This window comes from Streptomyces uncialis, assembly GCF_001905345.1.
GTDB classification, from domain to species: Bacteria; Actinomycetota; Actinomycetes; order Streptomycetales; family Streptomycetaceae; genus Streptomyces; species Streptomyces uncialis.
In genome coordinates this window covers 680,965-707,290 of the sequence record NZ_LFBV01000001.1, presented here as the reverse complement: position 1 = coordinate 707,290, position 26,326 = coordinate 680,965, and the positions used below count along the sequence as shown (strand labels likewise).

The window sequence follows — 26,326 nt, the reverse complement described above, 5'->3', positions numbered from 1 at the left end:
GGTTCCGGCGGTCGGGCCACATGCGTTCGAACGGATGAATGTCCGTACGGGGGCTTCGGGCGGGGAACGATCTCCGGGAGCCGCTCGTCCATCGGAGTGAGCGGTGCGGGGTGGCGGAGCGGCGGGGTGCGGGCGAGGGCGGCGGGGCGTGGCGGGGTGCGTCCGGGTCCGGTGTCCTGTGCGGCGGCCGGGTGTCGTCCCGGGGCCGTCCGTACGGCACTGAAGGCCGAGTGGAGCTGAGGGGGGCACAGCCATGCGGGTGTACCGGAGTTCGACGGCCGCGGCCGTGGTGGTGGCATGCGCGATCGGCCTGCTGGCCGCGCCGGGTGCCGCCTTCGCGGCGCCCGCCCCGCCCGGGGACTCCGTCCGGCTGGAGGACGTCCGCAAGCGGCTGGACCGGCTCTATCACGAGGCGGCGGTGGCCACCGACGCGTACAACGCGGTGGAGGAGCAGGTCACCGAGCAGTCCGGGACGGTCAGCGACCTCAAGAAGAAGATCGCGGACGGCCAGAAGCGGCTGGACGGGCTGAAGAACCGCGCGGGCGCCGCCGCCCGCGCCCACTACCGCACGGGCGGCGGCCTCCCGCCCGGGGCCGGGCTGATCCTCAGCGACGACCCGGAGGACTTCCTCGACGGCGCCGGACGGCTCAAGGAGGGCCAGCGGGCCACCGAGGGCCTGATCGCCGCGCTGGCCCGCACCCAGGTGAATCTCCGGATCTACGCCGAGGACGCCGCGGCGAACTGGGACGAGCTGGAGCGGACCCGGAAGAAGAAGGACTCCGCGCAGAAGAAGGTCAAGCAGAAGCTCGCCGACGCGGAGGAGCTGTGGACGTCCCTCGCCACGAGGGAGCGCGAGCGGCTGCGGGAGATGGAGCTGGAGCGCGAGCGCGCGGCGCAGGCCGCCTGGCTGGGCTCCGGTGTCCTCGACGAGGTGGCGGCCGAGGGCAGCGGCGCGGGCGGGAAGGCCGTCGCGTACGCCAGGAAGCAGCTCAGCAAGCCCTACGAGTGGGGTGCCGAGGGCCCGGGGTCGTTCGACTGCTCGGGGCTCACCCAGCAGGCGTGGGCCGCCGCCGGGACCGACATCCCCCGTACCTCGCAGGAGCAGTGGCGCGCGCTCCCCCGGGTCGACGAGTCGCGGATGCGTCCGGGCGACCTGATCGTCTACAACACCGACGCGAGTCATATCGCCCTGTACATAGGGGACGGCGAGATGATCCACGCGCCCCGTCCCGGCCGTTCGGTCACGGTGGCGGGCGCGGGCTCGATGCCGATACTGGGGGTCGTCCGGCCCGATATGTGAGACGGGCGTCCGTGATCCCCCGCACAGTCCCGTCCGGGCGGGTGCGGGGCCCGTGCGGCTTGTGCGGTGTTCGGGTGCGGGTGGGGGGAGTTGTCCGCGCGGCGCCTCGCGCCTTCTTGTGGCCTCTGACCTGCGGGTGGTGCGTGAAGGGGTACGGAGTCGGCGCGGTCGGCCGTATGCTTCGGCACGCCCTTGGGCGGTGCCCGCCGGTGCCGGTCCACCAGGTGCGGACCGGGGCCCCGCGTGACGCACGGCACGTCCCGTGCGGGACTCAACCCCGGTGGCGTGACGTTCGTCATCCCGTACGAGCATCCGTGGGGCGGCCCGCTGTCCAATTGCGGGAGGGGATGCGGCATATGACGGAGGCCGATTGCCCAAAGCCTTCCCGTACGTCGTTCCCTTGCGCCGCCGCGTACCGCTAAGGTCCCCGTCTGGCGGTGCGTCGCTCGGCGCCCGTCGCCCTCGGGGGGAGGGAAGGAAGCAAGACGATGCCCGCACCCGTACCGCGCCCCAGAGCCGTTCCGGCCGTGGAAAGCGGTCCGGCCATGGACAGTGGCCCGGCCGCCACGACCACCGACCGCGCACCCATGCGGGCCCCCGTGACCGGTGAGGACCCGGTCACCGCACCGGACCCCGCCACCGGACGGCCCTCCGCAGCCGTCGCGGCGGCCCCTGGCGTACCCGCTCCGGCGGCGTCCGGCGGCGGTCTGAGCCTGCTGGTGATCGAGGACGACCCGGCGGGCTCGCTCGGTATCCCCGAGCTGCTGGACGCCGCGGGCAAGCCCATCCGTATCCGCACCGCCCGCAACCTCACCGAGGCCGAGCGGCTGCTCACCGACGACGTCCACTGCATCCTGCTGGACCTGGCACTGGCCCTCCCGGGCGCCGGACGCCCCCGCGGCCCCGCCCCGGCCCCCACCGCGGGCGGACCGACTACGGGCACGGCCACCGGCCCGGGTACGCCCACCGGTACGGGTACAGGGGCGGGGACGGGTGACACCGCGACGAACGGCGGTACGGCCCCGAAGCCGGGCGCACCGGACGAGCTGGCGACCCTGAAGCACGTCCTGAGACTGGCCCCGCGGCACGCAGTCCTCGCGCTCACCACCTCCGGTGACGCGGAGCGCGGCGCCGAGGCCGTCCGGGTCGGCGCCCAGGACTACCTCTTCCGCGACGAGCTGGACGCCCGGCTGCTGAGCCGCGCCATCCGCTACGCCGTCGAGCGCAAGCGCGCGGACGCCGCCCAGCGCAAGCTGACCGAGTCCCGGCTGCGCGCCCAGGAGAACGCCCGACTGGAGCGCGGTCTGCTCCCCAAGCCGCTGCTGGACGGCTCCCGGCTGAGCTTCGCCGCGAGCTACCGGCCCGGCCGGTCCCGCGCGCTGCTCGGCGGCGACTTCTACGACGCGGTGCGCACCCCCGACGGCACCGTCCACGCGATGATCGGGGACGTCTGCGGACACGGCCCCGACGAGGCCGCGCTGGGTGTCGAGCTGCGTATCGCCTGGCGGGCGCTGACGCTGGCGGGTCTGTGCGGGGACGAGCTGCTGTCGACGCTCCAGCAGGTGCTGGAGCACGAGCGCGCCGACGAGGAGATCTTCGCGACCCTCTGCACGGTCGACATCGCCCCGGACGGCCGCCGCGCCGGACTGTCCCTCGCCGGACACCCGTCCCCGCTGGTCGTCCGCCCCGGACGGCTCGCGGAGCTGCTGCCGTACGAGAGCGGGGGCCCCGCCCTCGGGCTGCTGCCGCGCGCCCGCTGGCCGCGGCGCCAGGTGGACCTGGGCGGTACGTGGAGCCTGATGCTCTACACGGACGGGCTGATCGAGGGCCGTATCGGCGTCGGCAACCAGCGCCTCGGCCAGGACGGCATGGTGGAGCTCGTGCGCCGCCAGCTCGCGGCCGGGATGCGCGGCGAGGAACTGCTGGAACGGACGGTCACGGAGGTCCGGGACCTCAACGGCGGGGACCTCACCGACGATGTGGCGGTCGTCCTGCTGGGACGTGAGCCGGGCCACTGAGCGGGCTGTAGGGCTGAGCGGGCTGTACGGCTGAGCCGCGCTTTCGGCGCGTGGCGGCGGAGCGGTGTCGTGCGGTACGCGAAGGCGCTACCGGTCGCGTAAGTGCCGCGGTACCGGTCAGCGACTACCGGCCGCCGTTGTACGGGCCGTACGGGCCGTCGCTGCTGCTGCCGCCCCCGCGTCGGCCGCCTCCGCCCCCGGAGACCTGCTTCAGGGCGGGCCGGACGTCCACGAAGAACACGATGGTGGCGATCAGTCCGGCGATCTGGAGGAACAGGACCGGCACCAGGAGGTTCACCGTGACGGTGATGCCCAGGATGATCATCCAGAACATCTTGTTCTGCTTGTCGGCGGCGCGATAGGCGTCGTCCCGGGCGATGGCCGCCATCACCAGGGCGACCGCCGCCATGGCGAACATGGCAATGTAGATCACCAACAGCAGACTGCTGAATCCGGAACTCAGCACACTACCCACCACCCGTGTCGAATCGTCGCTACGCGGCCACCGTACCCGCACAACGCACGGGCCACGCCGTTCGTGCCCCCGAAGTTCCTCACGGTTACCGGGGCCCTCGGGAGCGGACACACCTGTACCTGTGCGGGTCGTCCGTGGATACGCGGTTCCCCGCCGGCCGGGGGCCTGCGGGGAACCGTCGTCCAGGTGCGACCGCCGTACGGCCGGGGGGACTACTGCGCGGAGGGCGGAGTCGTCTTCTTGGCCGCGGGCTTGCGGGCAGGCGCCTTCTTGCCGTTGGCGACTGTCTTCCCCGCGGGCGACTCCTGCGCGGAGCCGCCCTTGGTGTCCTGCGCGGGGACGGAACCGGCGGCCGGACGGGGCTTGGCAGCGGACTGCCTGGCCGCGGGCTGACCGGCCCCGGCGGGCTTGGCGGTGCCCGCCCTGGACGCCGCGGGCTTCCCGGTGGCGGAACCCGTCGACCCGGTGGCGGACCCGGCCGAGGACTGCGGACGCGGCTGCGGCCGGCTCTTGGCCCGGGCGGCACCCGGCGCCGCCTTCGGCTGCGTGCGCGGCGCGGGCTCCACGACCTCCGCGAGGTCGACGATCTCGTCGGCCGCCTCGCCGCGCCAGGTGCGCACCGTCTGCTCGCCGTGCTCGGCGACCTTCTCGTACGTCTCCCGGGCCCTGACCGCGTACTCGGCGGCCACGCCCACACTGCGCATCGCGAGGTCCTGCGCGGACTCACCGAGCTTCTTGAAGTCGCCGTCGAGCGTGCCGATGAACTCGTTCACCCTGGCCTGGACGGTCTCCTGGACCTCCTTGGCCCGGGTGGCGGCCTTGTCCTGGACGGCCTTGGGGTCGGCGTTGCGGACCGCGTCGATCCGCGCCGGGGCCTCGGTCCTGAGCTGGTCCACCAGCCCCGGCACCTTCTTGGCCTGCTGGAGAGCCAGATCGGCCGTACCGGCGGCGAAGTAGAGGGGGGTCGGGTCACTGAGGGTCTTGCGCAGGTCGTCGGTGATGGCCATGATCAGCGTCCTCCTGGAGCACTTCGGTTCGAGGGTTCGTCGTGCGGTGTTCCATCAAGCGCGTCGGGCTCGGTACGGCTCGGCTCCCCGCCCGGCGGCGGGTCGTCGTCGCCCGTCGCGGCGGACTGCCCACTCGTGGGGGCCGCCGCCGCGGAATCCGGTATCGCGCCCTTCGCGCCGCGCGGGGAGCCGTCGGCGCCGGTGCCGTCGGTCCCGTTCTCCTTGCGGAAGGACTCGTAGATCTGGAGCAGCACCTGCTTCTGCTGCTCGTTGATGGAGGGGTCGCCGAGGATGACGGCACGCGTCTCCAGCTCGTCCCGCTCCCGCTCGTCCAGGATTCCGGCCCGGACGTACAGGGTCTCGGCGGAGATCCGCAGCGCCTTCGCGACCTGCTGGAGCACCTCCGCGCTGGGCTTGCGCAGCCCGCGCTCGATCTGACTCAGATACGGATTGGACACCCCGGCGGCCTCGGCGAGCTGCCGCAGCGAGAGCTGCGCGCTGCGGCGCTGGTCGCGCAGGTACTCACCGAGATTGCCGACGTTGAGCGATGCCATGCCTCTACCGTGCACCCACCTTGCTAACAATTGCAAGCAGGCGCTTGCAAAAGTGTTCCGCGCCACGCCGGGCCACAGCTGAGCCTGAGTGATCTGTCTCGCTGAAGGCGGGCCGGTCTCGGTGTATCCGAGCCATCTGGCTGTGTGCCTCGGTCAACCTTGGCCATCTGCTGTTCTGTCCCGCTCCTTCTGAGCCGCTGCCGCGCTTGGCCGCCTACGGTTGTACGACTGGCGACAAGGCGACGGGGGCAACGATGCGCATCGCGGTGACCGGGGCGGCGGGCAGCCTGGGTGGGCGGGTCGTGCAGTTGCTCGCGGACCGGGCCGACGTGGACGTCGTGGCGATGACCAGGAGGAGGCTGCCTGCCGAGGCGTTGCCGCCGCAGGTGGAGGTCGCCGTCGCCGACTACGCCGATCCGCCGGCGCTGCGTGCGGCGCTGAAGGGCGTGGACACTCTGGTCCTCGTCTCCAGTGACGGGCCCGATGCACGGGTGCTGCTGCACCACCGCAACGTCGTCGCCGCCGTGGCGGCTGAGCGCGTCGGCCATGTCGCGGCGCTGAGCAGCGTTGACGCCGACATGGCGTCCCCGTTCTGCTACGCCGTGGTCAACCGGCTCACCGAGGATCTGCTTCTGGCCTCCGGCGTCCCGTGCTCGTTCGCCAGGGCTTCGCTCTACATCGAGTTCTTCCAAACCTGGCTCACCGAGGCGCGCGCGACCGGGCTGCTGAGGCTCCCGGCAGCGGATGGCCGGGTCTCCCTGGTGGCGCGCGACGACGTGGCGCGCGCCCTCGCCGCACTCGCGGTGGGTGAGCCGACCGGCCGTCACCATGACATCACGGGACCCGAGTCGGTGGACCTGGCAGGCATCGCCTCGATCGCGGCGGAGGCATGGGAGACGCCTGTCGTCTACGTGGACATCCCGGCTGACACGTACTGTGCCGAGACGGCGGCGACCGGCCTGAATCCCTGGTGGCTCTACGCCTTTTCGTCCATGTTCGCCTCGGTGCGCGAGCAGCGCTGGGATCGAGTCCGAAACGACTACACCCAGCTGACCGGCCGCGCCCCTCTCGCTCTCCGCGACGTCCTGTCGGCACACGGGTGAGAGTCGGACACCGCCGAGCGGGCAACGACGACGATCGGCGCGGGGTGGAGGTGGCCGGTGGAGGCTGAGGACTTCCGGCTGGAGTACGTCGGCCCCCCGGGCAACCGCCCCCGCGTCCCGTGTGTCAGCCCGGTGCGTCCATCAGGGCGGTGACATAGGCATCCAGCCGCTCCTCCACCGCTCGCGTCGTCAGCTCTGTCCTCCCGGCCTCCCGCCACGGCTGCGACACCGACCGCACCTCCTCCGAGGCGGCCAGCGCGTCCCGTACCCGCCAGTAACGCCGCTCGCTCGCGCTCGCGGCCAGCACACCGTCGGCCTCCTCGTACGCCTCGGCGAACCGCAGCCCCCATGCAGGGCCGTGCAGCAGCGCGAGATTGACGGAGCAGTGCGCCACATCGAGATCGGCCGGGCCCCAGGAGGGTCCTGCCCAGTCGACGACGCCGGTGATCCGGGCGCCTTCCGGGTGCGAGGGCGACACGTCGAACAGCACGTTGCCAGGTTGGAAGTCCCGGTGCAGGAAGCGCCCTTCATAGGGTGGCGCGAATCCGCGGATCACTTCGATGGCCGCGGCCCATACGGCCGCGTCGGCGCCCTTGGGAACCACGACGGTGTCGGCGGTCGTCAACGTCGTGTATGCGCGGGGCCGTTCAGCGGGGTGCACCGCGTGGATCGCGACAAGTTGACGGGCCAGCAGGCGCACACGCGCCTCCACTCCCCTGTCGGCAAGGACCGTCCGGCCCGCCAGATGGGTCATCAGGAGCGACGGATACGCGCACTGCGCGGCGGTCGGATCAACCGCGACCAGTGAAGGAGCCGGCACGGCGGTCCCCGCGAGCAGGGTCAGCGCGCCGGCCTCCCTCATCAGCCCGTCCTCGGCGTTCTCCATGTGAAACGGGTCGACGTAGCTCCGCAGCACCAGGTCACGGGTGCCTCCGTCCCGGGTGCCGATGATCAGCCTCCGCATCTCGGCGGTGATGCCGCCGTGCAGCGCCTCGGCTTCGACGATCCGTTCGCCGGCTTCCAGGTGCCGACCCACCCAAGCCAGCGTCAACGGCCGGACGGTCGCGGTCTCATCGTGGTTCGTCACCGTGCCACCTCATCATCCGGGCGGCGGCACGGGCGAAGGCATTTTCAGGTACCGACGGCCGTGCGGCTCGGCCCCCACGGACATCGCGCGTCAGGCCCTCGGACGCCTCCTTCCGGTGGGCGCGGTCTATGCTGCGATCTGCGGCCCTCGCATGAACGTTCGCCTTCACGGCACCGATGATCAACGGTGGTCGCACCCGTCTCCGCAGAGCGTCAGGGTCGCGCGGCGTTCGCCTGCCGTCCCGGGTCAGGAGGACTTGTGCAGCGTGGCGAGGTCTGGTGGGTGGAGTTCGACCAGCGGCGGCCGTTCGTACTGCTGTCGGTGGATGACGCGTCCGGGATCCGGGCGATGCAGGTCGTCGCTCCGGCGGGTGTCGACATCAGCGGTCTGGGCGTCGAAGTGCGGGTCGGCGCCATGGAAGGGCTGCCCTTCGAAGGCGTGCTGCGGTTCGCGTTCGCGCGTCCTGGCCTCACCCCTTGTACGTGGCTGACCACCGTGGCCCGGGACGACCTGATCGAGCGGGCGGGCGTCCTGTCCTCCGCGCAGCTCAGCGAGATCGAGGACGCCCTCCGTCTCGGCGGACAGGCACAGGAGTGGACCCCGGCGGCAACCGCGAGGCTCAGCGAGTTGAGGGACGCCCTCCGTCCCGGCGGCCTCGGGTAGACGGAGAAGGAACCGACGCCGCCGAAGGCGTGGTCCGTCTCGTCCGGACGACCGACGGACCGACGCACCGACGCACCGACGCACCGACGCACCCGGAGACGTGGTCCATCTCGTCCGGACGACCGAGGTCGGCCGTCTCCTCGGCACCTCGCACCATCGAGGTCACGAACTACGGCTGGAGTACCGGACAGCGTCCTGCCGTTCCAGCCAATTCGTGATCGCGCGGTTCGTCTCTTCCGGCTTCTCCTGCTGAATCCAATGACCGCAGTCCAGACCGACCACTTCCGCGTTCGGCACGAAATCCGTCAGCCTCTCGGACCTCTGGACCGCGTCCCGGTCGCCGTAGATCATGAGCGTGGGCTGCTGTATGACCGGGTCCACGTCCGCCAGCAAGCGCCAGTTGCGGTCGAGATTCCTGTACCAGTTCACGCTGCCCGTGAACCCTGCCGATGCGAAGGCGGAGACGAAAACGGCCAGTTCGCTGTCGCTCATGACGGGATCACCGAGTGGTGTTTCCGCCCTGGCGAGATCGATCAGCGCCATACCCGGCCGGGGCTCCCTGGGAGGCTCGTTCTTCCGGTACATGTTGCGAAGGAACTGGAAGGTGTTCTCGTCGAACACGGCGTCCGCGACGCCCGGCCGCCGATTGAAGTGGACGAAATAGAAGTCGCCGCCGAACACCTCTTCCATGAACTCGATCCAGGGCTTCTCGCCGCGTTCCTGGTACGGCAGGCTCAGGTTGATCACCTTGTTCACACGGTTCGGGTGCAGCAGGGTCAGCCCCCAGACGACCATCGCACCCCAGTCATGACCGACGAAGGTGGCGTCCTCGTACCCGTAGTGATCGAGAAGTGCGACGAGGTCACCCGACAGGTGTGCGATGTCGTAGTCCGTCACTTCGGCCGGACGGGAGGAATTGCCGTAACCCCGCTGGTTCGGAACGATGACATGGTAGCCAGCCGCGGCGAGGACGGGCATCTGATGGCGCCAGGAAAAGGCGTGCTCCGGCCAGCCGTGACAGAGCACGATGGGCTTTCCGGCATTCTCCCGGCCCGCTTCGAAGACTTCGAGCTCCACACCGTTGACCGGAACAAGGGTGGGCTCGGGAAAATCTGCTGGATCGAACATCACGGTTCCTCTTTATTCTTTTCGGGGTGATCAGGCCCAGGCTATTTTTCTGGGTGATCAGGCTCGGGCGACGGAGGTTCCCGAAGGCGGCGCCCACGCACCCGTGAAAGGCCGAGGGTCGACAGGGCTGAAAGGCCCAGGGTCGATACGGCCGTGGGTGGCGGGACTCGTCGCCGAAGCCATGCCGCCATCCTGGCGACCAAACCGGTCACCCCATGGCCGGTTTCATTGAGAGTGTTGTCGGTATGCGAACCGACCGGCTGGTGGCCGTCCTCCTCCTGCTGCAACGGCGCGGGCGGGTGACAGCGGCAGAGGTCGCCCGGGAGCTGGAGGTCTCCGAGCGCACCGCCCGCCGCGACCTCGACGCCCTGGCCACGGCCGGGGTGCCCGTGTACTCCACACAGGGCCGGGGCGGCGGCTGGCGCCTCGTGGGCGGCGCCCGTACCGACCTGTCCGGGTTGACCGCGGGCGAGGTCCGCGCCCTGTTCCTGGTCGCCGGACCGGCCTCGGCCGCGACGCCGACCGTGAAGGCGGCTCTGCGCAAGCTCGTCCAAGCCCTGCCGGAGCCCTTCCGGGCGCAGGCCGAGGCGACGGCGTCGTCGCTGGTCAAGGACCCGCAGGCATGGGGATCGGGTCCGGTCGGGCACCGGCCGCCCCGCTTCCTCGACGCACTCCAGGACGCGGTGATCCACGGCGTCCAGGTACGGCTCCGCTACGTCGACCGCGAAGGCGCCGAGACCGGGAGAACCGTCCACCCGCTGGGCATCGTCGCCAAGGGTCCGTCGTGGTACCTCGTCGCCCACACCGAGGCGGGTCGGCGGACCTTCCGGATCGACCGTGTGTCGTCCGCCGACCCGACCGGCGACCCCGTGCACCGTCCCGAGGACTTCGACCTCGCCGAGAGATGGCGCGAGATCGCCGACGAGATCGACCGCAGACGAACGCCACTGGAGGTCCAGGCGGTATGCGCGCCCCACGGGGTGAGCGTGCTCCGGATGGCGTTCGGCGGCCGGCTCCAGGTGGGGGGTTCCGCGCCCGACGGCCGGGTCGAGGTCGTGATCCGCGGCCACGACGAGTACATGCTCGCCGGTGAGCTCGCCGGGCTGGTCGACCAGGTCGAGGTGACCGGCCCGCCAGGAGTGCGGGACCGCCTGGCCGCGATCGGCGGCACGCTCGTCGAGCGGTACGGCTAAGGGCTGTCCCGTGATTCGTGCCGCGGCCTACGCGGCGGCCGGGACTACCTGGGCCGCCGGGGTCGCCGCGACCCCGGGGCCGTCCGTCGCGGGCGGGTAGTCGATGTAGCCCTCCGCCCCTCCCCCGTACAGGTTCTCCGTCGGCGGACCCGCGAGCGGGATGCCAGCGGCCAGGCGGGCGGGGAGGTCCGGGTTCGTCATGAACAGGCGGCCGAGGGCGATCACGTCCGCGTGGCCGTCCCGCACCAGGCGCGCGCCCGCGGCGGGGCTGCTCGGCACCGGACCGTTCGTGTTGGCGACGAGCGTGCCCGACCAGCGGGTCCGCAGATCCGCGATGGCTCCGTACGCGCCGTTCTCCAGCACATGCAGATAGGCCAGGCCCAGCGGCTCCAGCGCGTCGACCAGTGTCCGGTACGTGGTGCGCGCGTCGGTCTCGGCGAGCTGGTTCTCGGCGTTGTCCGGTGAGATGCGCAGGCCCACGCGGTCCGCGCCGACCTCGGCGGCGACCGCCTCGACGATCTCCGTCGCGAACCGCAGCCGGCCAGTGACCGAACCGCCGTACCCGTCCGTGCGCAGGTTGGTGTTGTCGGCGATGAACTGCTGGACGAGGTAGCCGTTCGCGCCGTGGATCTCCACGCCGTCGAAGCCCGCCTCGATCGCGCGCCGGGCCGCGGACGCGAAGTCCCTTATGGTCGCGTCGATCTCACGGGCCGTCAGCTCACGCGGAGTGACATGGTCGAGCAGCCCGTCCCGGGTGAAGATGCGACTCCCCTCGATGGCGACGGCCGACGGGGCCACCGGCAGCTCACCGTCCGGGAGGGTCAGCGGGTGGGTCATCCGGCCCACGTGCCACAGCTGGGCGAAGATCGTGCCGCCCCCGGCGTGCACCGCGTCCGTCACCTCCCGCCAGCCTCGCGTCTGCGCGTCGGTCACCAGACCCGGGATGCCGGGGCCGCCCTTGGCGAGCGCGTTGACGTACACGCCCTCCGTGATCAGCAGCCCGGCTCCGGCGCGCTGCCGGTAGTACGTCGCCGCGTACGGGCTCGGCACGCCCGTCGCGTCGTCGGCCCGGCCCCGGGTCATCGGGGCCATCGCCACCCGGTTCGCCAGTTCCAGCCGCCCCGCCCGGTACGGCTCCAGCAACTCCCGCATCCCCACAACCTCTTCCCGCTCTTCCCGCGATTCCATGTCCCGTGCCTGTCCCGTCACGACCCCGGCGCTCATGCGGCGCTCCGGTCCAGCGCGATGACCTCGACCTCGATCTGCCAGTCGGGCCGGGCCAGCGCGACGACCTCGATGAGGGTGTCGGCGGGGTAGGGCTCGGCCAGGAACTCGCCGCGCAGCGTCATCACATGCGGGAAGTTCGCCGCCATGTCCCGGACGAGGATGCCGACCTTGATCACGTCCGCGAAGGTCAGGCCGCCCGCCTCCAGCACCCGTCCGACGTTCCTGAACGCCTGCCGCCCCTGCGCCAGGAACCCGCCCTCGACGGTCGTCCCGTCCTCCTCGAACCCCGCCTGCCCGGACACGTACACCAGGCCCCCGGCCCGGACGGCCTGCGATATCCGGTACGGCGCGTACCAGTCCGGCGTGGTCGCGATCTTCTCGACGCGCACGCGCTCCATGGTGGCCACGCTCTCGTTGCTGGACATGACTCTCCCCTGTCTCGGCGGGGACCGGAACCGGCCCCCGCACGGTCGCGTTACGAAACGTTCCGTAACGTGGCCTGAAGTTAGGCCACTCCGAGCCGGATTGTCAAAACGAAACGTAACGTCACGCGAACGGTAGGGTGGGCCCATGACCCCCGATCCGAACAGTGACCGGCGCAGCGAGCGCGCCCGCCGGGCGATCCTCGACGCGGCGTTCGACCTGGTGAGCCGTAAGGGCTTCGCGAAGCTGACCATCGAGGCCATCGCCGCCCAGGCAGGCGTGGGCAAGCCCACCATCTACCGCTGGTGGCGCTCCAAGGGCGCGGTGGTGCTGGAGGCGATGAACGAGGAACTAGGCGACGACTTCGCCTACCCCGACACCGGTGACATCGCCGCCGACCTCACGACCCAGATCACCGCGGTGAGCCGGCGGCTGATCACCGGGCGGATGAGCGAGGCGTTCAGGGGCGTCCTGGGCGAGGCCCAGAACGACCCCGAGCTGATGAAGGCGTTCCGCCGGACGATCCTCGAACCCAGCATCGCGCAGTGCCGGGCCCGGCTGGAATCCGCCGTCGCCGCCGGGCAGCTCCGCTCCGACCTGCCCACCGATGTGATGGTCGACCTCTTCTACGCGCCGATCCACTACCGGCACTTCCTGGGTTTCGGCGACGACGCGGTCAGGGGCAGCGCCGATCTCGTCCAGGACGTCCTGCTCGGCCTGCGGCCCCGGCCGTAGGCGGGGTGACGCCCGCTGCCCGGACACTCTTCGGTCTCCACCCCGCCGCGCCGCCTGCGGTCACTACCTCATGCCGGCCGGGGGCCCGTTCCGGCCAGCGAGGACGGAGAAACCCGTTGGCGCCCCGTTCCGGTCGGCGGGGACGGAGAAACCCGTTGGCGCCCCGTTCCGTTCAGCGGTGAGACTCGACCCATGACGCTGCACGAGAACGAGGTCCCGGCCGACGGATCGGTGGTCCGGTCGCTGCTCACGGCCCAGTGTCCGCAGTGGGCCGACCTGCCGTTGTCGGCCGCCGGAGCCGGTACGGACAACACCATGTACCGGCTGGGCGACGACCTGCTCGTACGGCTTCCCCGGACCCCCGACAACGCGCGGGCCGTCCGGAAGGAACAGCGGTGGCTGCCGCGTCTGGCGCCCCTGCTCGGCCGCCCGGTCCCCGCGCCCGTCCACGCCGGGACGCCCACCGAGGACTTCCCGCTCGTCTGGTCGGTCCACCAGTGGATCGAGGGGGACGTGGCCGGCCCGGACACCGTCCGGGACTGGGCCGCCTTCGGCACCGACCTGGCCGCGTTCGTACGGGAGCTCCACGGCCTCGGCCTCATGGGCGCGACCCGTACGGGCGACCTCAGCTGGTACCGCGGCGGCGGTCTGCGGGCGTACGACGGGACGGCCCGCGAGTACTTCGACGGCTGCCGGGCCGTGGTGGGCACGGAACTCGACGTCGATGCCCTGGAGCGGTTGTGGCACGCGGCACTCGCGCTGCCCGACTCCTCCGGTCCCGAGGTGTGGCTCCACGGCGACCTCAAACCCACCAACCTGCTGGCCCGGAACGGCGCGCTCCACGCGGTCATCGACTTCGGGTGCCTCTCGGTCGGCCTGCCCGACGCCGAGCACTCCACCGTCTGGGACCTGCCCTCCCTCGCCCGGGAGACCTACTGGAACGCTCTGCGCCTCGACGAGTCGGCCTGGGTCCGCGCCCGCGCCTGGGCGGTCGTGGTCGGCGTCAGCGGGATCGCCTACTACTGGCACACCTACCCCGCCTTCGTCGCCGAGTGCCGGGCCCGGCTCCGGTCGATCCTCACCGACGCCGCCACGCGCTGAGCGCCGGACGGCTTTCCCAGCCCGTGTTCGGTGGGTCCCGATCCGTACCGTCCGCACTCGGCGGGTCCCGATCCGCACCCCGGCGGTACCCGGCGGGTCCCGGTCCGCACCCGGCCGGTCGTGGTCAGTCACGGCCGGTCGTGGTCCGTCACGGCCGGTCCGCGGGCCGCTCCTGGTCCGTCCTCGGCCGGGCCTTGATCACGCAGAAGGGGTGCCCGGCCGGGTCGATGAGGACGCGCCACCGCTTCTCGTTCGGCTGGTGCTCCGGCCTGCTCGCGCCCAGCTCCAGCAGCCGGGCCTCGGCCTCGTCCACGTCCTCGACGTCGAAGCAGAGGTGGAGCTGCTGGGGGACGAGCGGGTCGGGCCAGGTCGGGGCCCGGTGGCCGTCGACCCGCTGGAAGCCGATGAGGAGTCCGTGCTCACCGCGCAGACCGGCGAACTCCGCACCGGACTCCGCGTGCGGTTCGAGGCCGGTGGCCCCCTGGTAGAACGCCATCAGGGCCAGAGGGTCGGGGCAGTCGAGGGTGACCGCGCTCAACCTCATCTTCGGGGACATGGCACCTCCGGGACGTTCGGTGGACTCACGCCGCACCACCCTAGGCGTGCCCGGTCGCGGGCCGATCCGCGTGGGGTGGGCCGGCGCCCGCGACCGCTCCGCCCCGGGCACCCGCTCCCATCCCTGCTCCCGCCCCCGCCACGAACCTCGCAGGTCAGCCGCTCGTCAATCGCTCGTCAGGCGCTCGTCAGGACGACGAGTTGCTGGGTCGGGCGGGTCATCGCGACATAGCGGTCGACCGCGCCCTCGATGCCCGTGCCGAACGCCTCCGGGTCGATGACGACGACCAGGTCGAATTCGAGTCCCTTCGACAGCTCCGGTGTCAGTGACCGCACGCGGGGCGTCGCCCGGAACGTGGGGTCGCCGATGACGCAGGCGATCCCGTCCTCGTTGTCGGCGAGCCAGGAGCCGAGGATCTTGTCCAGATCCGTGACCGAGCCGTGGACGACGGGGATACCGCTGCTGCGGACGGAGGTCGGCACATTGGCGTCCGGGAGCACCGCGCGGATGACCTGCTCGGCCTCCGCCATGACCTCCTCCGGGGTGCGGTAGTTGATGCTGAGGGAGGCCACGTCGATCCGGTCGAGACCGACCCGGGCGAGCCTCTCCTGCCACGACTGCGTGAACCCGTGCCTGGCCTGGGCGCGGTCACCGACCACGGTGAAGCTCCGGGACGGGCAGCGCAGCAGCAGCATCTGCCACTCGGCGTCGGTCAGCTCCTGGGCCTCGTCCACGATGATGTGCGCGAACGGTCCGGCCAGGGGTTCCGGGTCGGCGGTGGGCATCACGCTGTGGTCGATGAGGCTGTCCTGGAGGTCCTTGCCGTGCAGCATCGTCAGCGCGCCCTCACCGTCGTCGTCGGCCCTCAGCAGGCTGTCGATGACATCGGCCCTGCGGGCGCGTTCGGCGGCGACGGAGGCCTCGTGCCGACGTTTGCGTACGGACGCCCCCGCGTCACCGAGCCGCTGCCGTGCCGCGTCGAGGAACGGCAGATCGGACACCGTCCAGGCCTGGGGGTCCGCGCGTTGCAGCCTGCGGATGTCGGCGATGTCGAGCCAGGGCGCGCATCTGCGCAGATAGGCGGGGACCGTCCACAGGTCCCCGACCAGGTCGGACGCTTCGAGCATCGGCCACGCGCGGTTGAGGGTCCGCATCAGCTCCCGGTTCTGGAGCAGCGACCTCCGGAGCAGTACGGGCGGGACGTCGTCGTCGTGCTTGTCCGCCAGGATCGAGAAGAGCTCGTCCCGGACCTGGTCGCGTGCCTCGTTGTGCGGGGTGCCCGGTTCCACCGCGTCGAACGCCGCCGCCCAGTCCTCGACGCTCAGCCGGACCTCGGCCCAGTGGGTCGTGACGGTCAGCGCCTGGGTGGGCGGCTCCTCGTACATCCCGACGGCGGGTTCGATCGCCTTCACCAGGGCCGCCGACGACTTCAGCAGGGCGACCGCCGGGTCGGGCTCGGTCCCCGCCCCGGCTCCCTCGATCACGAGGTCGCGCAGGGTGCAGGTCTGCACGCCCTCCTCGCCGAGGCTGGGCAGGACATCGGCGACGTAGGCCAGATACGGCTGGTGGGGGCCGACGAACAGCACACCGCCGCGACGGTGGCCCAGGCGCGGATCGGAGTAGAGGAGGTGGGCGGCACGGTGCAGGGCGACGACGGTCTTGCCGGTTCCCGGGCCGCCGTCCACGACGAGGGTGCCGCGGGACCCCGCCCGGATGATGGCGTCCTGGTCGGCCTGGATGGTGGCGAGCACGTCACGCATCCGGGCCGAGCGGTTGCCGCCCAGGCTGGCGATGAACGCGGACTGGTCGTCGAGCGCGGCGTGCCCTTCGAGCCCGTCGGCGGTGAACACCTCGTCCCAGTAGTCGCTGATCCGGCCACGGGTCCAGCGGTACCGGCGGCGGCTCGCCAGCCCCATCGGATTGGCGTGCGTCGCCGCGAAGAACGGCTCCGCCGCGGGGGACCGCCAGTCGAGCAGCAGCCGCCGTCCCGTGCTGTCGGTGAGGCCGAGGCGACCGATGTACACGGGCTCGGGGGTGCCGGGGGTGCCGGGGGTGCCGGGGTTGTCGGGGCTGCCGGGGGCGTGGGGTGTACCGGGGTTGTCGGCGCTGCCTGGGCTGCCGGGGGTGTCGGCGCTTTCGGGGTTGCCGTGGGTGCCGGGGCTGTCGGGGGTGCCGGTGTTGTCGGGGCTGTCGGGGGTGCCGGCGGGGACGAAGTGTCCGAGGCACAGGTCCAGGCCGAAGCGGCGCAGGGTGCGCAGCCGGGCGGTCAGCCGGTGGATCTCCGCGTCCCGGTCCATCGCCTCCCGGCCGATGCCGCCGGGCGCCTTGCGCTCGACCGCGAGACGGCCGGACAGTTCCGCGATCGACTCCGCGAGGCTCTCCGAGATGGCCGCGAAGTGCCGCTCGTCGCTCGCGATCAGCGCCGGGTCGGCCTTCTGGGAGAGGCGGTCGGGCAGGTCGAACGCGCTGGTGGTCCGGGGGTTCACTTCATCGGCTCCGTTCTGTGGTCGCGTACGACCGTTGTGCGGGGGAGGGGGTCCGGACCGGTGACGGGTCCGGTGCGCGGTGGGTCCGGTGCGGCTTGCGGTGGGTCCGGGTGACCGGTTCGCTGCTCGTCGTGGTCACGCCGGTCGGTGTTCCGGCCGGGGGTGACCCCGTGACGGTGACCGTGTCCGTGGTCGTGCTCATGGCCTCCGTCGCGGCCATGGCCGTGGCCTCGGTCGCGGCCCCCTGGTCGTGGACCCGGCTACGCCCCCGGTCATCGCCTCCGGTCACGGTCACGGTCGTGGCCGGTTCGGGTCGGCCGGTGGTGGGGCGACGGCAGGCCGAACCGTGCCGGTCTCGTCCGGCGGCATGCCCATCCGCGCCTGCTCGCCCACCTCCCGCGACCGCACCGCGAGCGCGAGGGCGACCAGTGGTTCGACGCCCCCGCACGACCCGAACGTCGACAACAGCACTCGCATTCCGTGACCCCCGATGTCCGTTGTTCCCGGCTTCGGTCGGTGATTCTGCGTCACGACGGGGGCCTTGCCGCAAGGCCCCCCATGCGCTATACGTTGAGCATGGAAAGGCGTGGGTACTCCGCTTTCCCCATTCTCCCTCCCCCGCTCCCGTCCGCCGTCGACGGGCCCCTCCCCCGCGAAGCCGCGCCGCGCTGCGCATGGCGTTCCGGGCACACAGAGCGGGCCGGACGAGCCACAGCCGTCCCCGAAGGACCTCCCCGGCCCGGCCCCCGGCACACCGAGGCGTACGGCTTCCCCGGCCCGGCTCACGGCGCACTCCGGGGTACCGGGGTGCCGGAAACCTCGTGCAGCCACTCACCGAGAGTGCCGTAGTCGGCGTCGGTGAGTCCGCGCGTGGGGTCGACGCGGTGGAGCAAGGCTTGCCCTGAGTGGTGGGCGGACGCCCAGGCCCGATCGGCGTCGGTGATCTCATCGTCCACCCAGACGAACGAACGCCCCGCCGACCACTCCACGAGAGCCCGGGTCTTCCAGTGCACCCCGGCCCGCGCGGCCCGGTCATCGGCGGTGTCCCACTCGGCATCGGCGCCGGACGGCTCCGGCCAGGCCACCACTGGCAGCTGCGGCAGCCCGATCAGCGGCGCGACGCATTCGTTCGCCTCGTCCATCCAGGTAGTGGCCCACACCAGCTCGCAGGGCAGGGCCAGCAGCCGTGGCCCGTGCCAGGGGTCGATCCTGGCCAGCAGCGGATTCGAGGCAGCCGCCCCGGCCCCATGACCGGTCCGATACGTCGGGTACCCGTCCGGAAACCGCTCCGGTGACCCGCCGAACGGGATCAGCGGGCCGTCGACATCGAGGAACAGCAGGGGGAGGGGTCCGGGGGCGGTCACCCCGGCACCGTACGGGACGGCGTGGGGTGCGGCGGTGCCGGGACGGGCGGAGGCTCAGCGCCAGGACGGCGGACCGTTCGACGGCGGGACGGGCGGACCGTCCTGTAAGGGACGGCGAACGTTCACTGGTAGGGCAGCCGGACGGTTCAGTGCCTGCTGGTCGGCACCTTCGAGGTCAGAGCTCGGTCGTCCAGACCCGACAGTGCCAGCCGCAGCTCAGGCTGCGACTCTCAGCTCTTCGGCCAAAAGTACGCTGCCCTCATTTCGAGCAGCAGTTGGCGATCTTGAGGCTCGTGGATGTTCACGAGAAATGGACGTCACTGCCGGAGCGCGTGGTGGCCGACAGGGTTGCTCGGCCGTGATCGGGGGACTGCTCGATCCGCTGCCATATCCTTCTGCCGTGGCGAACAAGCCGCGACATCGGGCAGGACGGGGTTGGGGTGTCACGAGACCCGAGGGGCGACTTCCTTGATGGCCCGGCTTGGATGTGCTTGAGCATCCTCGTCTTCGGGTGGACGGCGGCCAGTAGCGGCACCGCGCCCTGGGTGAGGGTCGCCGCGACGCTGATGCTGGTGGCCTGGGTGGTGTTGCTGGCGAGACACCTTCTGCGACGTGCCCGCGGCCGTAAGTCTTCCGAGTCGGATGAATCGGCGTCCTGAAGGACGCCGGGACCGGGGCCGGTCAGCCGTGAGGGCGGCCGACCGGCGGAGTGTGACCGGCAGAGATCACCGCCGGACAGCGGTCGTCCACCGGCGGCGATGGAACGGAACGCCGGAACGGGTGGCATGGGAGGGCCGTGGGCCCGGGTACGCGCAGAGCGGGCGTGCCCGCACGTCCGCCCGGTACCCGGAACAGGAGGATGCCCTCATGAGCCCCGTGAACCCCGTGAACTCTGTGGATCCCAGCAACCCCGGCAACCCCGTCGGCCCCGCCCACCAGGTGGGTTCCGCGAGCCCCGACGGGGTGACGGCCCCCGTGTCCTCCTCGGCGCCCGGGGCCACGCGCCCGCGCGTGGCCCTGTCCACGGTCGTCCTGGAGTGTTCCGACGCCGATGAGCTGGCCGCGTTCTACCAGCGGCTGCTCGGCTGGGAGGTCGAGCGGCAGGAACCTGACTGGGTGAAGCTGCGGGCACCCGGGCGGGGGGACGGCTCCGGGGGTACGGGGATCGCCTTGCAGTCGGACGACACCTACGTACCGCCCGTCTGGCCCGGGGTGCCCGGCGCCCAGCAGATGATGGCCCATCTCGACTTCGAGGTGGCCGACTTGACCGCGGCGACCGCGTACGCCGTCGCGTCGGGCGCCGCACTCGCCACCCACCAGGCGGCGGACGACACCCGGGTCCTCTTCGACCCGGCCGGACACCCGTTCTGTCTGTGGACGACGGAGGGGACGGGGACGGGGACAGACGCGGACACGAACACGGAGACCGGGCGGTGAGGGGGCGCCTTTGTGACCCATGTCCCGTCCGAGGCCCGCACGGGAATCCGCACCGGAGCCGCCTCTGGCGGACCTGACGCCCCTGACATCCCTGACATCCCCCTACCGACCAGCCGGACCAGGACCCTGGAGGTATCCCCACCTCCGTTCCGGAGGCTGTCGCCATGGGCGCGGCCGGTCCGCCCCGGCAGGGTGTGGGGGCATGAAGGCAACAGTGAAGACCTCCCGGGCCCGGCTCATCACCGCCGTCGCGCTCGCCTCCACCTTCGCGGCCACGGCCCTCGTGCCCGCCGCGGTGGCCGCTCCCCGTGCGTTACCCATGGACGCCGTGACCTCCGCGGACGGCCGTCCCACCTCACGGCAGCTCCAGCGCGAGACGGCCCGCGTCCTCGCGGAAGGCGGGTTCGTCGGCGTCTCGGTGCGGGTGCGCGACGGCGCCCGCACCCTGCACGCCCAGGCGGGCGAGGCCGAGCTGGGCACCGGCCGTCCCGTGCCGCGCGGGGCGGAGTTCAGGATGGCCAGCGTCACCAAGCCGTTCGTGGCGACCGTGGTGCTGCAACTCGTCGCCGAGGGCCGGCTGTCCCTGGACGACACCGTCGAGCGCTGGCTGCCAGGTGTGGTGAGCGGCAACGGCAACGACGGCAGCCGCATCACCGTCAGACATCTGCTCCAGCACACCAGCGGCGTCCACAACTACAGCCCCGAGGACGACACCGGGAGCACCGCCGCCGATTTCGAACGGACCAGGTTCGACCACTGGGACCCCGAGCAGCTGGTGGCCGGGGCGATGCGCCGGGCGCCGGACTTCTTTCCCGTCCCCGATCCCGTTCCGGTACCGCCCGAAGGACCCAGGCCCGCCTGGAACTACTCCAACCCCGGTTACGTCCTCGCCGGGATGATCATCAAGAAGGTCACCGGGCGGACCTGGGCCGAGGAGGTGCGCGACCGCGTCATCCGCCCGCTGGGTCTGACCGGCACCTACGCCCCCGGCGACAACCCCCACCTGAAGCGGCCGCACGCGCACACCTACCACCTCTTCCCCGGCTCGGTCACCCGGACGGACACCACGACCAGGAACATCTCCGCGGCGGACGCGTCCGCCGCCCTGGTCGGCACCGAACGCGACGTGGACCGCTTCTTCACCGCCCTTCTCGACGGACGCCTGCTGCCTACCGCCCAGCTCGCGGAGATGCGCGGGACGGTGCCCGTCAGCGAGCGCCACGACGAGGGCTTTCCCGGTATGCGGTACGGCCTGGGGCTGATGCGCCAGCCGCTGACCTGCGACGACCACACCTGGGGTCACGCGGGGAGTCATGAGGGGGGCGCCGTGAGCACCGGCTTCGTCGAAAGCGGACGCCGCTCGGTCGTCGTCGTCGCCAGCGGAACGGGCGGCGGCCACGAGCAGTTGCTCGCGGGCGAGCGGGCGGTACGCGGTCTCGTGGACCGCACCCTGTGCGCCGGTACGGACGCCGGTGCCCGCTGACGCGATGCCTCGTGGGTGCGGTTCCCCGAACGGTCAACTCCGGCCGGACTCACTGTGGTCGGCGGTGCACGGGCCCCGGGTGTGGACGTGTTCCGCGCACACGTGGTGGGTGACGCCGATGCCCCCGCTCATGCTGCCGTAGCCGACGGTCACCGGGGCGATGGTCCAGCGTCCGCACAGGCAGCAGTGCTCACCGTGCACCGGGGGCACCTGGGGGAACAGGTGGTCGAGGGTCATGCGGACACCCCGACCCGCGCCACATCGGACCCGTCGAACGTGAACGGGAGGTCCAGCCCGAGGGTGGCCGCGGCGACCGCCGCCCGCCGCTCGTGCTGCCGCTCGCGTTCCTCCTGCTCCCCGATCCAGTCGCGGAGGTACGGCGGAACCCGGTGCCCCCACGGCGACGGCACGGACCGCGCGAGGACGTGTACGGGGACGGGGGTCCGGGCCGCGCAGATGACCAGCGGACCGGGCTCGGGCCGGTCGGCCAGGTACTGGACGGTGTGGCGCCCCGGGCTGGTGCGACGGGTCCACGGAAGGACGTCCAGCACCCGTACGAGGGCACGGGAGATAGCATCACGCATACGTCGTTCAGCTCCTCTGAAGCTGTTGCGGCGAGCCCCGGTGGACCGTTGGCGCGGTCTGCCGGGGCGCTTTTGTTGGTGACGGTAGTAACCAGTAGACCCCTGTCCACCCCGAGGGGTGGCGTGGGGCGAATGTGCGCCACGGTGGTCCCCTCGGTAGCGTCGAGGTGTGGAGTTCGACCCCACGCGCCCGAAGTGGCAGCAGATCGCAGACGAGATCACCCGCCGTATCGAGCGCGGGGACTATCCGGAGCGCTTCCAGCTCTCGGAGGTCCGGCTGGCCGCCGAGTTCGGCGTGAACAGGGACACGATGCGCAAGGCGACGAAGGCCCTCCGCGACTCCGGCTTGATCACGACCGTGCCGAACATGGGGACGTTCGTCCGGGCAGCCGAGGGTCAGCGCGACGGCGAGTAGCCCCGTCCGTACGCCAGAGCCCGGCGGACGGGCGGGGCGTTGCGCTGTGCCGTCAGCGGTTCAGATGTCGCGACTCCCGCAGTACCCGGAGTCCGGACGCGAGCCGTGGCAGCGATCCGCCGCAGGACGGTTCCTGGGGATACGTCCATGCGTGCCAGCAGGACAGGCACCAGCGTGCGTTGGGGTGTTCAGGGTCGGCCTCGGCCGTACCGCCACAGCGCGGGCACTCCTGCATGGGCACTCCCTAGGCTGAGAGGTCGAACTCCCCCAGCTTCGCACTCGCCAGGAAGGCGGTCCATTCCCCGGCGGTGAACTCGACCGTGGCGCCGGTGACGGAGTTGCGTACGATCACACGGCCCGGGACGTTGGTCGCCACCTCGACACAGCGTGGGTCGCTGTTCTGGAGGGTGCACGCGGTTGCGGTGCGGAACTCGAATTCGGGAACTGCGGTCACAATGCTGATCCTTTCCATGTGATGCGGGGAGTCGTTCCCCGCAGCGGTGTTGCCACCCCGGCGGGCTGTCCGTATGCGGGATCAGTCGGCCGGGGAGTCCTCGGGGCGAGGGCGCAGGTCCGTGACGGCTCCCTGTGGCCGCTCCCGTTCGAACAAATGCCGGTACGCGGGATTGGCTGCCAGGAACTCCTCGTGCTCCGGGTCGACCAGGTCGAAGGAGCATGTTCCCGGGTGGCTGGCGAACAGGGTGCAGCGGTCGTCCTTGCCGGGTGGCCCGCCGTTTACTTCTGGGCAATCCGGCAGGACGACGACGACTTCCGGGTCGCGCCAGTCCACCCACTGGGTCCATACGGTCCTGGGCGGGGAGTTGTTGAGCAGCCGGACGGCTGCGGCGTGCAGGCCCACGTGGTCTTGTTCAATCTCGCAGTGGAGATCCGTCGTCACTTCGATCTCATCGTCGTCAACGAGAGCCGCGGTCAATGCGTCGAGAACCAGGGCCGGGGGCAGCAGCTGAACGGCTCCGCATATCAGTGGCCGCGAGCCTTGGCGGAGCAACCCGGTCAACCCCATGCCTGACCCCCTCGACTACGCGCATTCACTTCGGTGAGAGCGGGGCGGAGCTGGTCCGCCACGGTGGCCGGACGCACGTCCGCATACGACGCGCTCCACTCGACACCGCCCCGGGGCGGACGGAGGCAGCAGCGCCCCGCGCCTGTTCCCGTGTCCAGATCCATGACCACCCCAAGGCGGCCCTTGCGGGCGTCGTACGCCAGGTCACCCAGGTTGACCTGGCGTTCAGAGTCATCGGGCATGGCTGCCGTCTCTTCCCTTCGCTCGCGTCCGCACACTGCTCTGCGCTCGCTCTAGGCAACTCCTTGACTACGTACAGCGGTACCGTGGAGACGGCAGCAAAACTTGAAAGGCTTGAACGGGACTTCAGCCCGCCCGAGGAGACCTGTGGGGACACGGAAGCCCAACATCCACCTGAATCGATTGCACAAGGAAGCCGGTTGGACTCAGGGGCAGTTCGCCCGCGCCGTCAACCTGATCGGAACCGAGCGCGGAACGCCGACGACCTTCGGGGAGTCCACCGTCCACTACTGGCGGAAGGGCGTAACCCCCATGGAAGACGTGCGCCCAAGGATCTGTGAGGCGCTCTCGCGCAAGTTAGGCCGTCCGATCACACCCGCCGAAGCGGGCTTCCCTTCCCCTGCCCACGCTTCAACCAGTTGTTCCATCGTGGAAGAGTTGATTGACCTAGGGAGACAGGACATGGAGCGACGCAACCTTATCGGGGCAGGCATCTTCTCCGTTGCGCTCAATATCCCCGGTTGGCCCGACGTCATGGGAAGAATGGAAGCGGTTCAAACCGGGTCGGCACGCCGGGTGGGGATCTCCGATGTTGAGCTGGTCAAGCGCATGACAGCTCAGCTTTCCGATACGTACGACGAGTTCGGTGGCCGACACACAAGACCCTTGGCCGCGACATTCATAGCCCAAACCGTCGCACCTCTCCTCCTTACCGATGGGGCAGTGGAGACACGCGAAGCCATGATGTCCGCTGCCGCTTCCCTCTGCTTCCTGACCGGCTGGATGGCCGTGGACGAAGGAATGCATGGGATCGCTCAGCGCTACTACGTCAAAGGGTTGGAGTTGGCAGGAGGAAGCGGCGACCGGCTGACGTACTGCCGTGTGCTCCGGGGGGTCTCGGTTCAGGCGGTGGACCTCGGCCACGGCGCCATGGCGGTACGTCTCGCGGACGCCGCTGCTGCCACCGCGCCGGAATCGGGACCGCGCATGCGGGCATTCATGGGCGGGCAGCAGGCGCATTCCCTTGCTGTCGCGGGAGACCGGAGTGCCGCACTGCGGAGCCTGCGGGAAGCGGAGCGGGCCATGGATCAGGCCGAGAGCACCTCGCAGAATCTCGGAAACTACGACCCGGCTGTTTTGGCCTATCACGTGTCACAGGTTCGGTACGCGCTCGGCGATGTTGCCGGAAGCGTCGACTCGCTGAAGCTGCATTTTCGCTTGCGGACACCGACGGACACCCGTAGGTCCGCTTTACGTTTCAGTTCCATTCTGGCCGAACGGCAGCTTGAACTTGGGCACGTGGAGCTGGCCTGCAACACCTGGGCGCATGTTCTTGACGAGTATCCGAAAATCCACTCGGGCAGGGTTGACCGTCACGTCGCCGCAATCGCGCAGCTACTTTCGCCGTATCGCGCCAACCCGACAGCGCGTGAAGTGCGGGAGCGCGCCTTGCAGGCCACCAGAGGCCAAGTGTGAAAGGCTCCCGCGCCCCGGGCGGCAACGGGTCGGGGCTCGGGGCTGACGGTGGGCGGTGGTGACCGTGAACGCCCGGCCGGGGCCCGGGGCTGCGACACGAAATGCGATGCCTCGCGGATAATCCGTCACGGGACGAACACCGCTACCCTGGACGGATGACCGCTACCGCGCCCACCCGCGTCGAACCCGACCTCTCCTTCCTCCTCGACCACACCAGTCACGTCCTGCGGACCCGGATGGCCGCCGCCCTCTCGGAGATCGGACTCACCGCGCGGATGCACTGTGTGCTCGTCCACGCCCTGGAGGAGGAGCGCACCCAGATCCAGCTCGCCGAGATCGGCGACATGGACAAGACGACCATGGTCGTCACGGTCGACGCCCTGGAGGAAGCCGGGCTCGCGGAACGGCGGCCGTCCCGGACCGACCGCCGGGCCCGGATCATCGCCGTCACCGACGAGGGCGCGACGATGGCCCGGCGCAGTCAGGAGATCGCGGACCGGGTGCACCGTGACGTGCTGGGTGTGCTTCCCGAGGGGGAACGCGAAGTCCTTACGCGGGCGTTGCTGCGATTGGTCGACGGGCCGCTCGCGGTGCCCGTCGAGGGGCCGGCGCCTGTGCGGCGTGCCCGGCAGCGTAAGCGGTAGCCCTTGCGGGCGGCTTCTCAGTGCCGGGGTCGCCTGGCCCCGTGCAGGTCGCCTGTGCCTGCGGGCCCTGGGTTCGCTGTGCTGGGCGCACTTGTTCCCGTGCGGGTCGCTCGTGGGTTTGCGCAGTTCCCCGCGCCCCTGAGGTTGCGCCTCCCGCCGTCCCCGTCCGGCTGCGGGCCCTGGGTTCGCTGTGCTCGGCGGACTTGTTCCTGTGCCGTCGCTCGTGGGGTGCGCAGTTCCACGCGCCCCTGAGGTTGCGCCTCCCGCCGTCCCCGTCCGGCCGCAGGCCCTGGGTTCGCTGTGCTCGGCGCACTTGTTCCCGTGCGGGTCGCTCGTGGGTTTGCGCAGTTCCCCGCGCCCCTGGGTTGCCTGTGCTCGGCGGACTTGTTCCTGTGCCGTCGCTCGTGGGGTGCGCAGTTCCCCGCGCCCCTGAGGTTGCGCCTCCCGCCGTCCCCGTCCGGCTGCGGGTCTGTCCTGGTCGCTCGCGCAGTTCCACGCGCCCCCCGGGTACGCGGTGCTCAGCGCACTTGTTGCTGTGCTGGGCTTCCTGTACTGGGCGGGGGGCGAAGAACTCGCTTGATGGATTTGAAAGTTCGTCCGCAT

27 protein-coding genes are annotated in these 26,326 nt (G+C 71.1%); 12 read left to right on the top strand and 15 right to left on the bottom strand.

The window, feature by feature from the left end:
* Positions 1–253: 253 nt before the first annotated feature.
* Positions 254–1,300: a C40 family peptidase gene (locus tag AB852_RS03075; protein ID WP_073783300.1), complete on the top strand. Its 1,047-nt coding sequence runs from the start codon at positions 254–256 to the stop codon at positions 1,298–1,300.
* 488 nt (positions 1,301–1,788) lie between these two features.
* Positions 1,789–3,318, top strand: a complete 1,530-nt coding sequence (locus tag AB852_RS03070) for a PP2C family protein-serine/threonine phosphatase (RefSeq protein WP_073783298.1) — start codon at positions 1,789–1,791, stop codon at positions 3,316–3,318.
* A 124-nt stretch (positions 3,319–3,442) separates the two neighbouring features.
* Here the strand turns inward: AB852_RS03070 and AB852_RS03065 are convergent, their stop codons facing one another.
* The 3 genes from AB852_RS03065 to AB852_RS03055 form a co-directional block, all read right to left on the bottom strand.
* On the bottom strand, positions 3,443–3,784 hold the full coding sequence (locus tag AB852_RS03065) for a DUF2516 family protein (protein WP_073783296.1): 342 nt from the start codon (positions 3,782–3,784) through the stop codon (positions 3,443–3,445).
* 221 nt (positions 3,785–4,005) lie between these two features.
* Entirely contained in the window at positions 4,006–4,800 is a 795-nt protein-coding gene (locus AB852_RS03060) for a hypothetical protein (RefSeq protein WP_073783294.1), read from the bottom strand.
* Positions 4,801–4,802: 2 nt separating this feature from the next.
* Complete coding sequence (locus AB852_RS03055; RefSeq protein WP_073783292.1) at positions 4,803–5,354, bottom strand: helix-turn-helix domain-containing protein; 552 nt, start codon at positions 5,352–5,354, stop codon at positions 4,803–4,805.
* A gap of 254 nt (positions 5,355–5,608) precedes the next feature.
* Here AB852_RS03055 and AB852_RS03050 point away from each other — a divergent pair, with 254 nt between their 5' ends.
* Positions 5,609–6,457, top strand: a complete 849-nt coding sequence (locus AB852_RS03050; protein WP_073783290.1) for an NAD(P)H-binding protein — start codon at positions 5,609–5,611, stop codon at positions 6,455–6,457.
* Between the two features lie 124 nt (positions 6,458–6,581).
* Here the strand turns inward: AB852_RS03050 and AB852_RS03045 are convergent, their stop codons facing one another.
* Complete coding sequence (locus tag AB852_RS03045; RefSeq protein WP_073783287.1) at positions 6,582–7,544, bottom strand: phosphotransferase family protein; 963 nt, start codon at positions 7,542–7,544, stop codon at positions 6,582–6,584.
* Between the two features lie 258 nt (positions 7,545–7,802).
* Here AB852_RS03045 and AB852_RS03040 point away from each other — a divergent pair, with 258 nt between their 5' ends.
* On the top strand, positions 7,803–8,207 hold the full coding sequence (locus AB852_RS03040; RefSeq protein ID WP_073783285.1) for a type II toxin-antitoxin system PemK/MazF family toxin: 405 nt from the start codon (positions 7,803–7,805) through the stop codon (positions 8,205–8,207).
* A gap of 162 nt (positions 8,208–8,369) precedes the next feature.
* On the opposite strand, the gene AB852_RS03035 is transcribed toward AB852_RS03040, so the two are convergent.
* On the bottom strand, positions 8,370–9,335 hold the full coding sequence (locus AB852_RS03035) for an alpha/beta fold hydrolase (RefSeq protein WP_073783283.1): 966 nt from the start codon (positions 9,333–9,335) through the stop codon (positions 8,370–8,372).
* Positions 9,336–9,580: 245 nt separating this feature from the next.
* On the opposite strand from AB852_RS03035, the gene AB852_RS03030 reads away from it, so the two are divergent.
* Positions 9,581–10,528, top strand: a complete 948-nt coding sequence (locus tag AB852_RS03030; RefSeq protein WP_073783281.1) for a helix-turn-helix transcriptional regulator — start codon at positions 9,581–9,583, stop codon at positions 10,526–10,528.
* Between the two features lie 27 nt (positions 10,529–10,555).
* On the opposite strand, the gene AB852_RS03025 is transcribed toward AB852_RS03030, so the two are convergent.
* Together AB852_RS03025 and AB852_RS03020 are read right to left on the bottom strand one after the other, a co-directional pair.
* Positions 10,556–11,752, bottom strand: coding sequence for an alkene reductase (locus AB852_RS03025; protein ID WP_342748452.1), 1,197 nt, complete (start codon positions 11,750–11,752; stop codon positions 10,556–10,558).
* Complete coding sequence (locus tag AB852_RS03020; RefSeq protein WP_073783277.1) at positions 11,749–12,180, bottom strand: RidA family protein; 432 nt, start codon at positions 12,178–12,180, stop codon at positions 11,749–11,751. The genes AB852_RS03025 and AB852_RS03020 overlap by 4 nt, the downstream gene beginning before the upstream one ends.
* 145 nt (positions 12,181–12,325) lie before the next feature.
* Here AB852_RS03020 and AB852_RS03015 point away from each other — a divergent pair, with 145 nt between their 5' ends.
* Together AB852_RS03015 and AB852_RS03010 are read left to right on the top strand one after the other, a co-directional pair.
* Positions 12,326–12,913: a TetR/AcrR family transcriptional regulator gene (locus AB852_RS03015; RefSeq protein WP_073783275.1), complete on the top strand. Its 588-nt coding sequence runs from the start codon at positions 12,326–12,328 to the stop codon at positions 12,911–12,913.
* Positions 12,914–13,105: 192 nt separating this feature from the next.
* Positions 13,106–14,014 carry an aminoglycoside phosphotransferase family protein gene (locus AB852_RS03010; protein WP_073783273.1) on the top strand — a complete coding sequence of 303 codons (909 nt, stop codon included), beginning with the start codon at positions 13,106–13,108 and terminating at the stop codon, positions 14,012–14,014.
* Positions 14,015–14,162: 148 nt separating this feature from the next.
* Here AB852_RS03010 and AB852_RS03005 read toward each other — a convergent pair whose 3' ends face one another.
* The 4 genes from AB852_RS03005 to AB852_RS02985 all read right to left on the bottom strand — a co-directional run bounded on the left by AB852_RS03005 (position 14,163) and on the right by AB852_RS02985 (position 18,420).
* Positions 14,163–14,570: a VOC family protein gene (locus AB852_RS03005; protein WP_073783271.1), complete on the bottom strand. Its 408-nt coding sequence runs from the start codon at positions 14,568–14,570 to the stop codon at positions 14,163–14,165.
* Between the two features lie 176 nt (positions 14,571–14,746).
* Positions 14,747–17,056, bottom strand: a complete 2,310-nt coding sequence (gene helR, locus AB852_RS03000; RefSeq protein ID WP_245876590.1) for an RNA polymerase recycling motor ATPase HelR — start codon at positions 17,054–17,056, stop codon at positions 14,747–14,749.
* Positions 17,057–17,347: 291 nt separating this feature from the next.
* Positions 17,348–17,527: a hypothetical protein gene (locus AB852_RS02990; protein WP_073783267.1), complete on the bottom strand. Its 180-nt coding sequence runs from the start codon at positions 17,525–17,527 to the stop codon at positions 17,348–17,350.
* A gap of 311 nt (positions 17,528–17,838) precedes the next feature.
* Positions 17,839–18,420 (bottom strand): HAD domain-containing protein, encoded by a 582-nt coding sequence (locus AB852_RS02985; RefSeq protein ID WP_073783265.1) that lies wholly within the window; start codon positions 18,418–18,420, stop codon positions 17,839–17,841.
* Positions 18,421–19,287: 867 nt separating this feature from the next.
* Between AB852_RS02985 and AB852_RS02975 the strand changes: the two genes are divergently transcribed.
* Together AB852_RS02975 and AB852_RS02970 are read left to right on the top strand one after the other, a co-directional pair.
* Entirely contained in the window at positions 19,288–19,857 is a 570-nt protein-coding gene (locus AB852_RS02975; protein ID WP_178390930.1) for a VOC family protein, read from the top strand.
* A gap of 202 nt (positions 19,858–20,059) precedes the next feature.
* Positions 20,060–21,340, top strand: coding sequence for a serine hydrolase domain-containing protein (locus AB852_RS02970; protein ID WP_073783261.1), 1,281 nt, complete (start codon positions 20,060–20,062; stop codon positions 21,338–21,340).
* Between the two features lie 33 nt (positions 21,341–21,373).
* On the opposite strand, the gene AB852_RS02965 is transcribed toward AB852_RS02970, so the two are convergent.
* Both AB852_RS02965 and AB852_RS02960 read right to left on the bottom strand, forming a co-directional pair.
* Positions 21,374–21,577 (bottom strand): hypothetical protein, encoded by a 204-nt coding sequence (locus tag AB852_RS02965; RefSeq protein ID WP_073783259.1) that lies wholly within the window; start codon positions 21,575–21,577, stop codon positions 21,374–21,376.
* Positions 21,574–21,924 (bottom strand): hypothetical protein, encoded by a 351-nt coding sequence (locus AB852_RS02960; protein ID WP_073783256.1) that lies wholly within the window; start codon positions 21,922–21,924, stop codon positions 21,574–21,576. Before AB852_RS02960 ends, AB852_RS02965 begins: the two co-directional genes overlap by 4 nt.
* 169 nt (positions 21,925–22,093) lie before the next feature.
* Between AB852_RS02960 and AB852_RS02955 the strand changes: the two genes are divergently transcribed.
* On the top strand, positions 22,094–22,339 hold the full coding sequence (locus AB852_RS02955; protein ID WP_073783254.1) for a GntR family transcriptional regulator: 246 nt from the start codon (positions 22,094–22,096) through the stop codon (positions 22,337–22,339).
* Between the two features lie 244 nt (positions 22,340–22,583).
* Here the strand turns inward: AB852_RS02955 and AB852_RS02945 are convergent, their stop codons facing one another.
* Complete coding sequence (locus tag AB852_RS02945; protein WP_073783250.1) at positions 22,584–22,793, bottom strand: DUF397 domain-containing protein; 210 nt, start codon at positions 22,791–22,793, stop codon at positions 22,584–22,586.
* An 81-nt stretch (positions 22,794–22,874) separates the two neighbouring features.
* A complete protein-coding gene (locus AB852_RS02940) occupies positions 22,875–23,237 on the bottom strand; it encodes a hypothetical protein (protein WP_143201166.1) in 363 nt (120 codons plus the stop codon).
* A 513-nt stretch (positions 23,238–23,750) separates the two neighbouring features.
* Between AB852_RS02940 and AB852_RS02930 the strand changes: the two genes are divergently transcribed.
* Both AB852_RS02930 and AB852_RS02925 read left to right on the top strand, forming a co-directional pair.
* Positions 23,751–25,079 (top strand): NsdA family TPR-like regulatory protein, encoded by a 1,329-nt coding sequence (locus tag AB852_RS02930; RefSeq protein WP_073783244.1) that lies wholly within the window; start codon positions 23,751–23,753, stop codon positions 25,077–25,079.
* 155 nt (positions 25,080–25,234) lie between these two features.
* On the top strand, positions 25,235–25,723 hold the full coding sequence (locus AB852_RS02925) for a MarR family winged helix-turn-helix transcriptional regulator (RefSeq protein WP_073783242.1): 489 nt from the start codon (positions 25,235–25,237) through the stop codon (positions 25,721–25,723).
* The last annotated feature ends 603 nt before the right edge of the window (positions 25,724–26,326 follow it).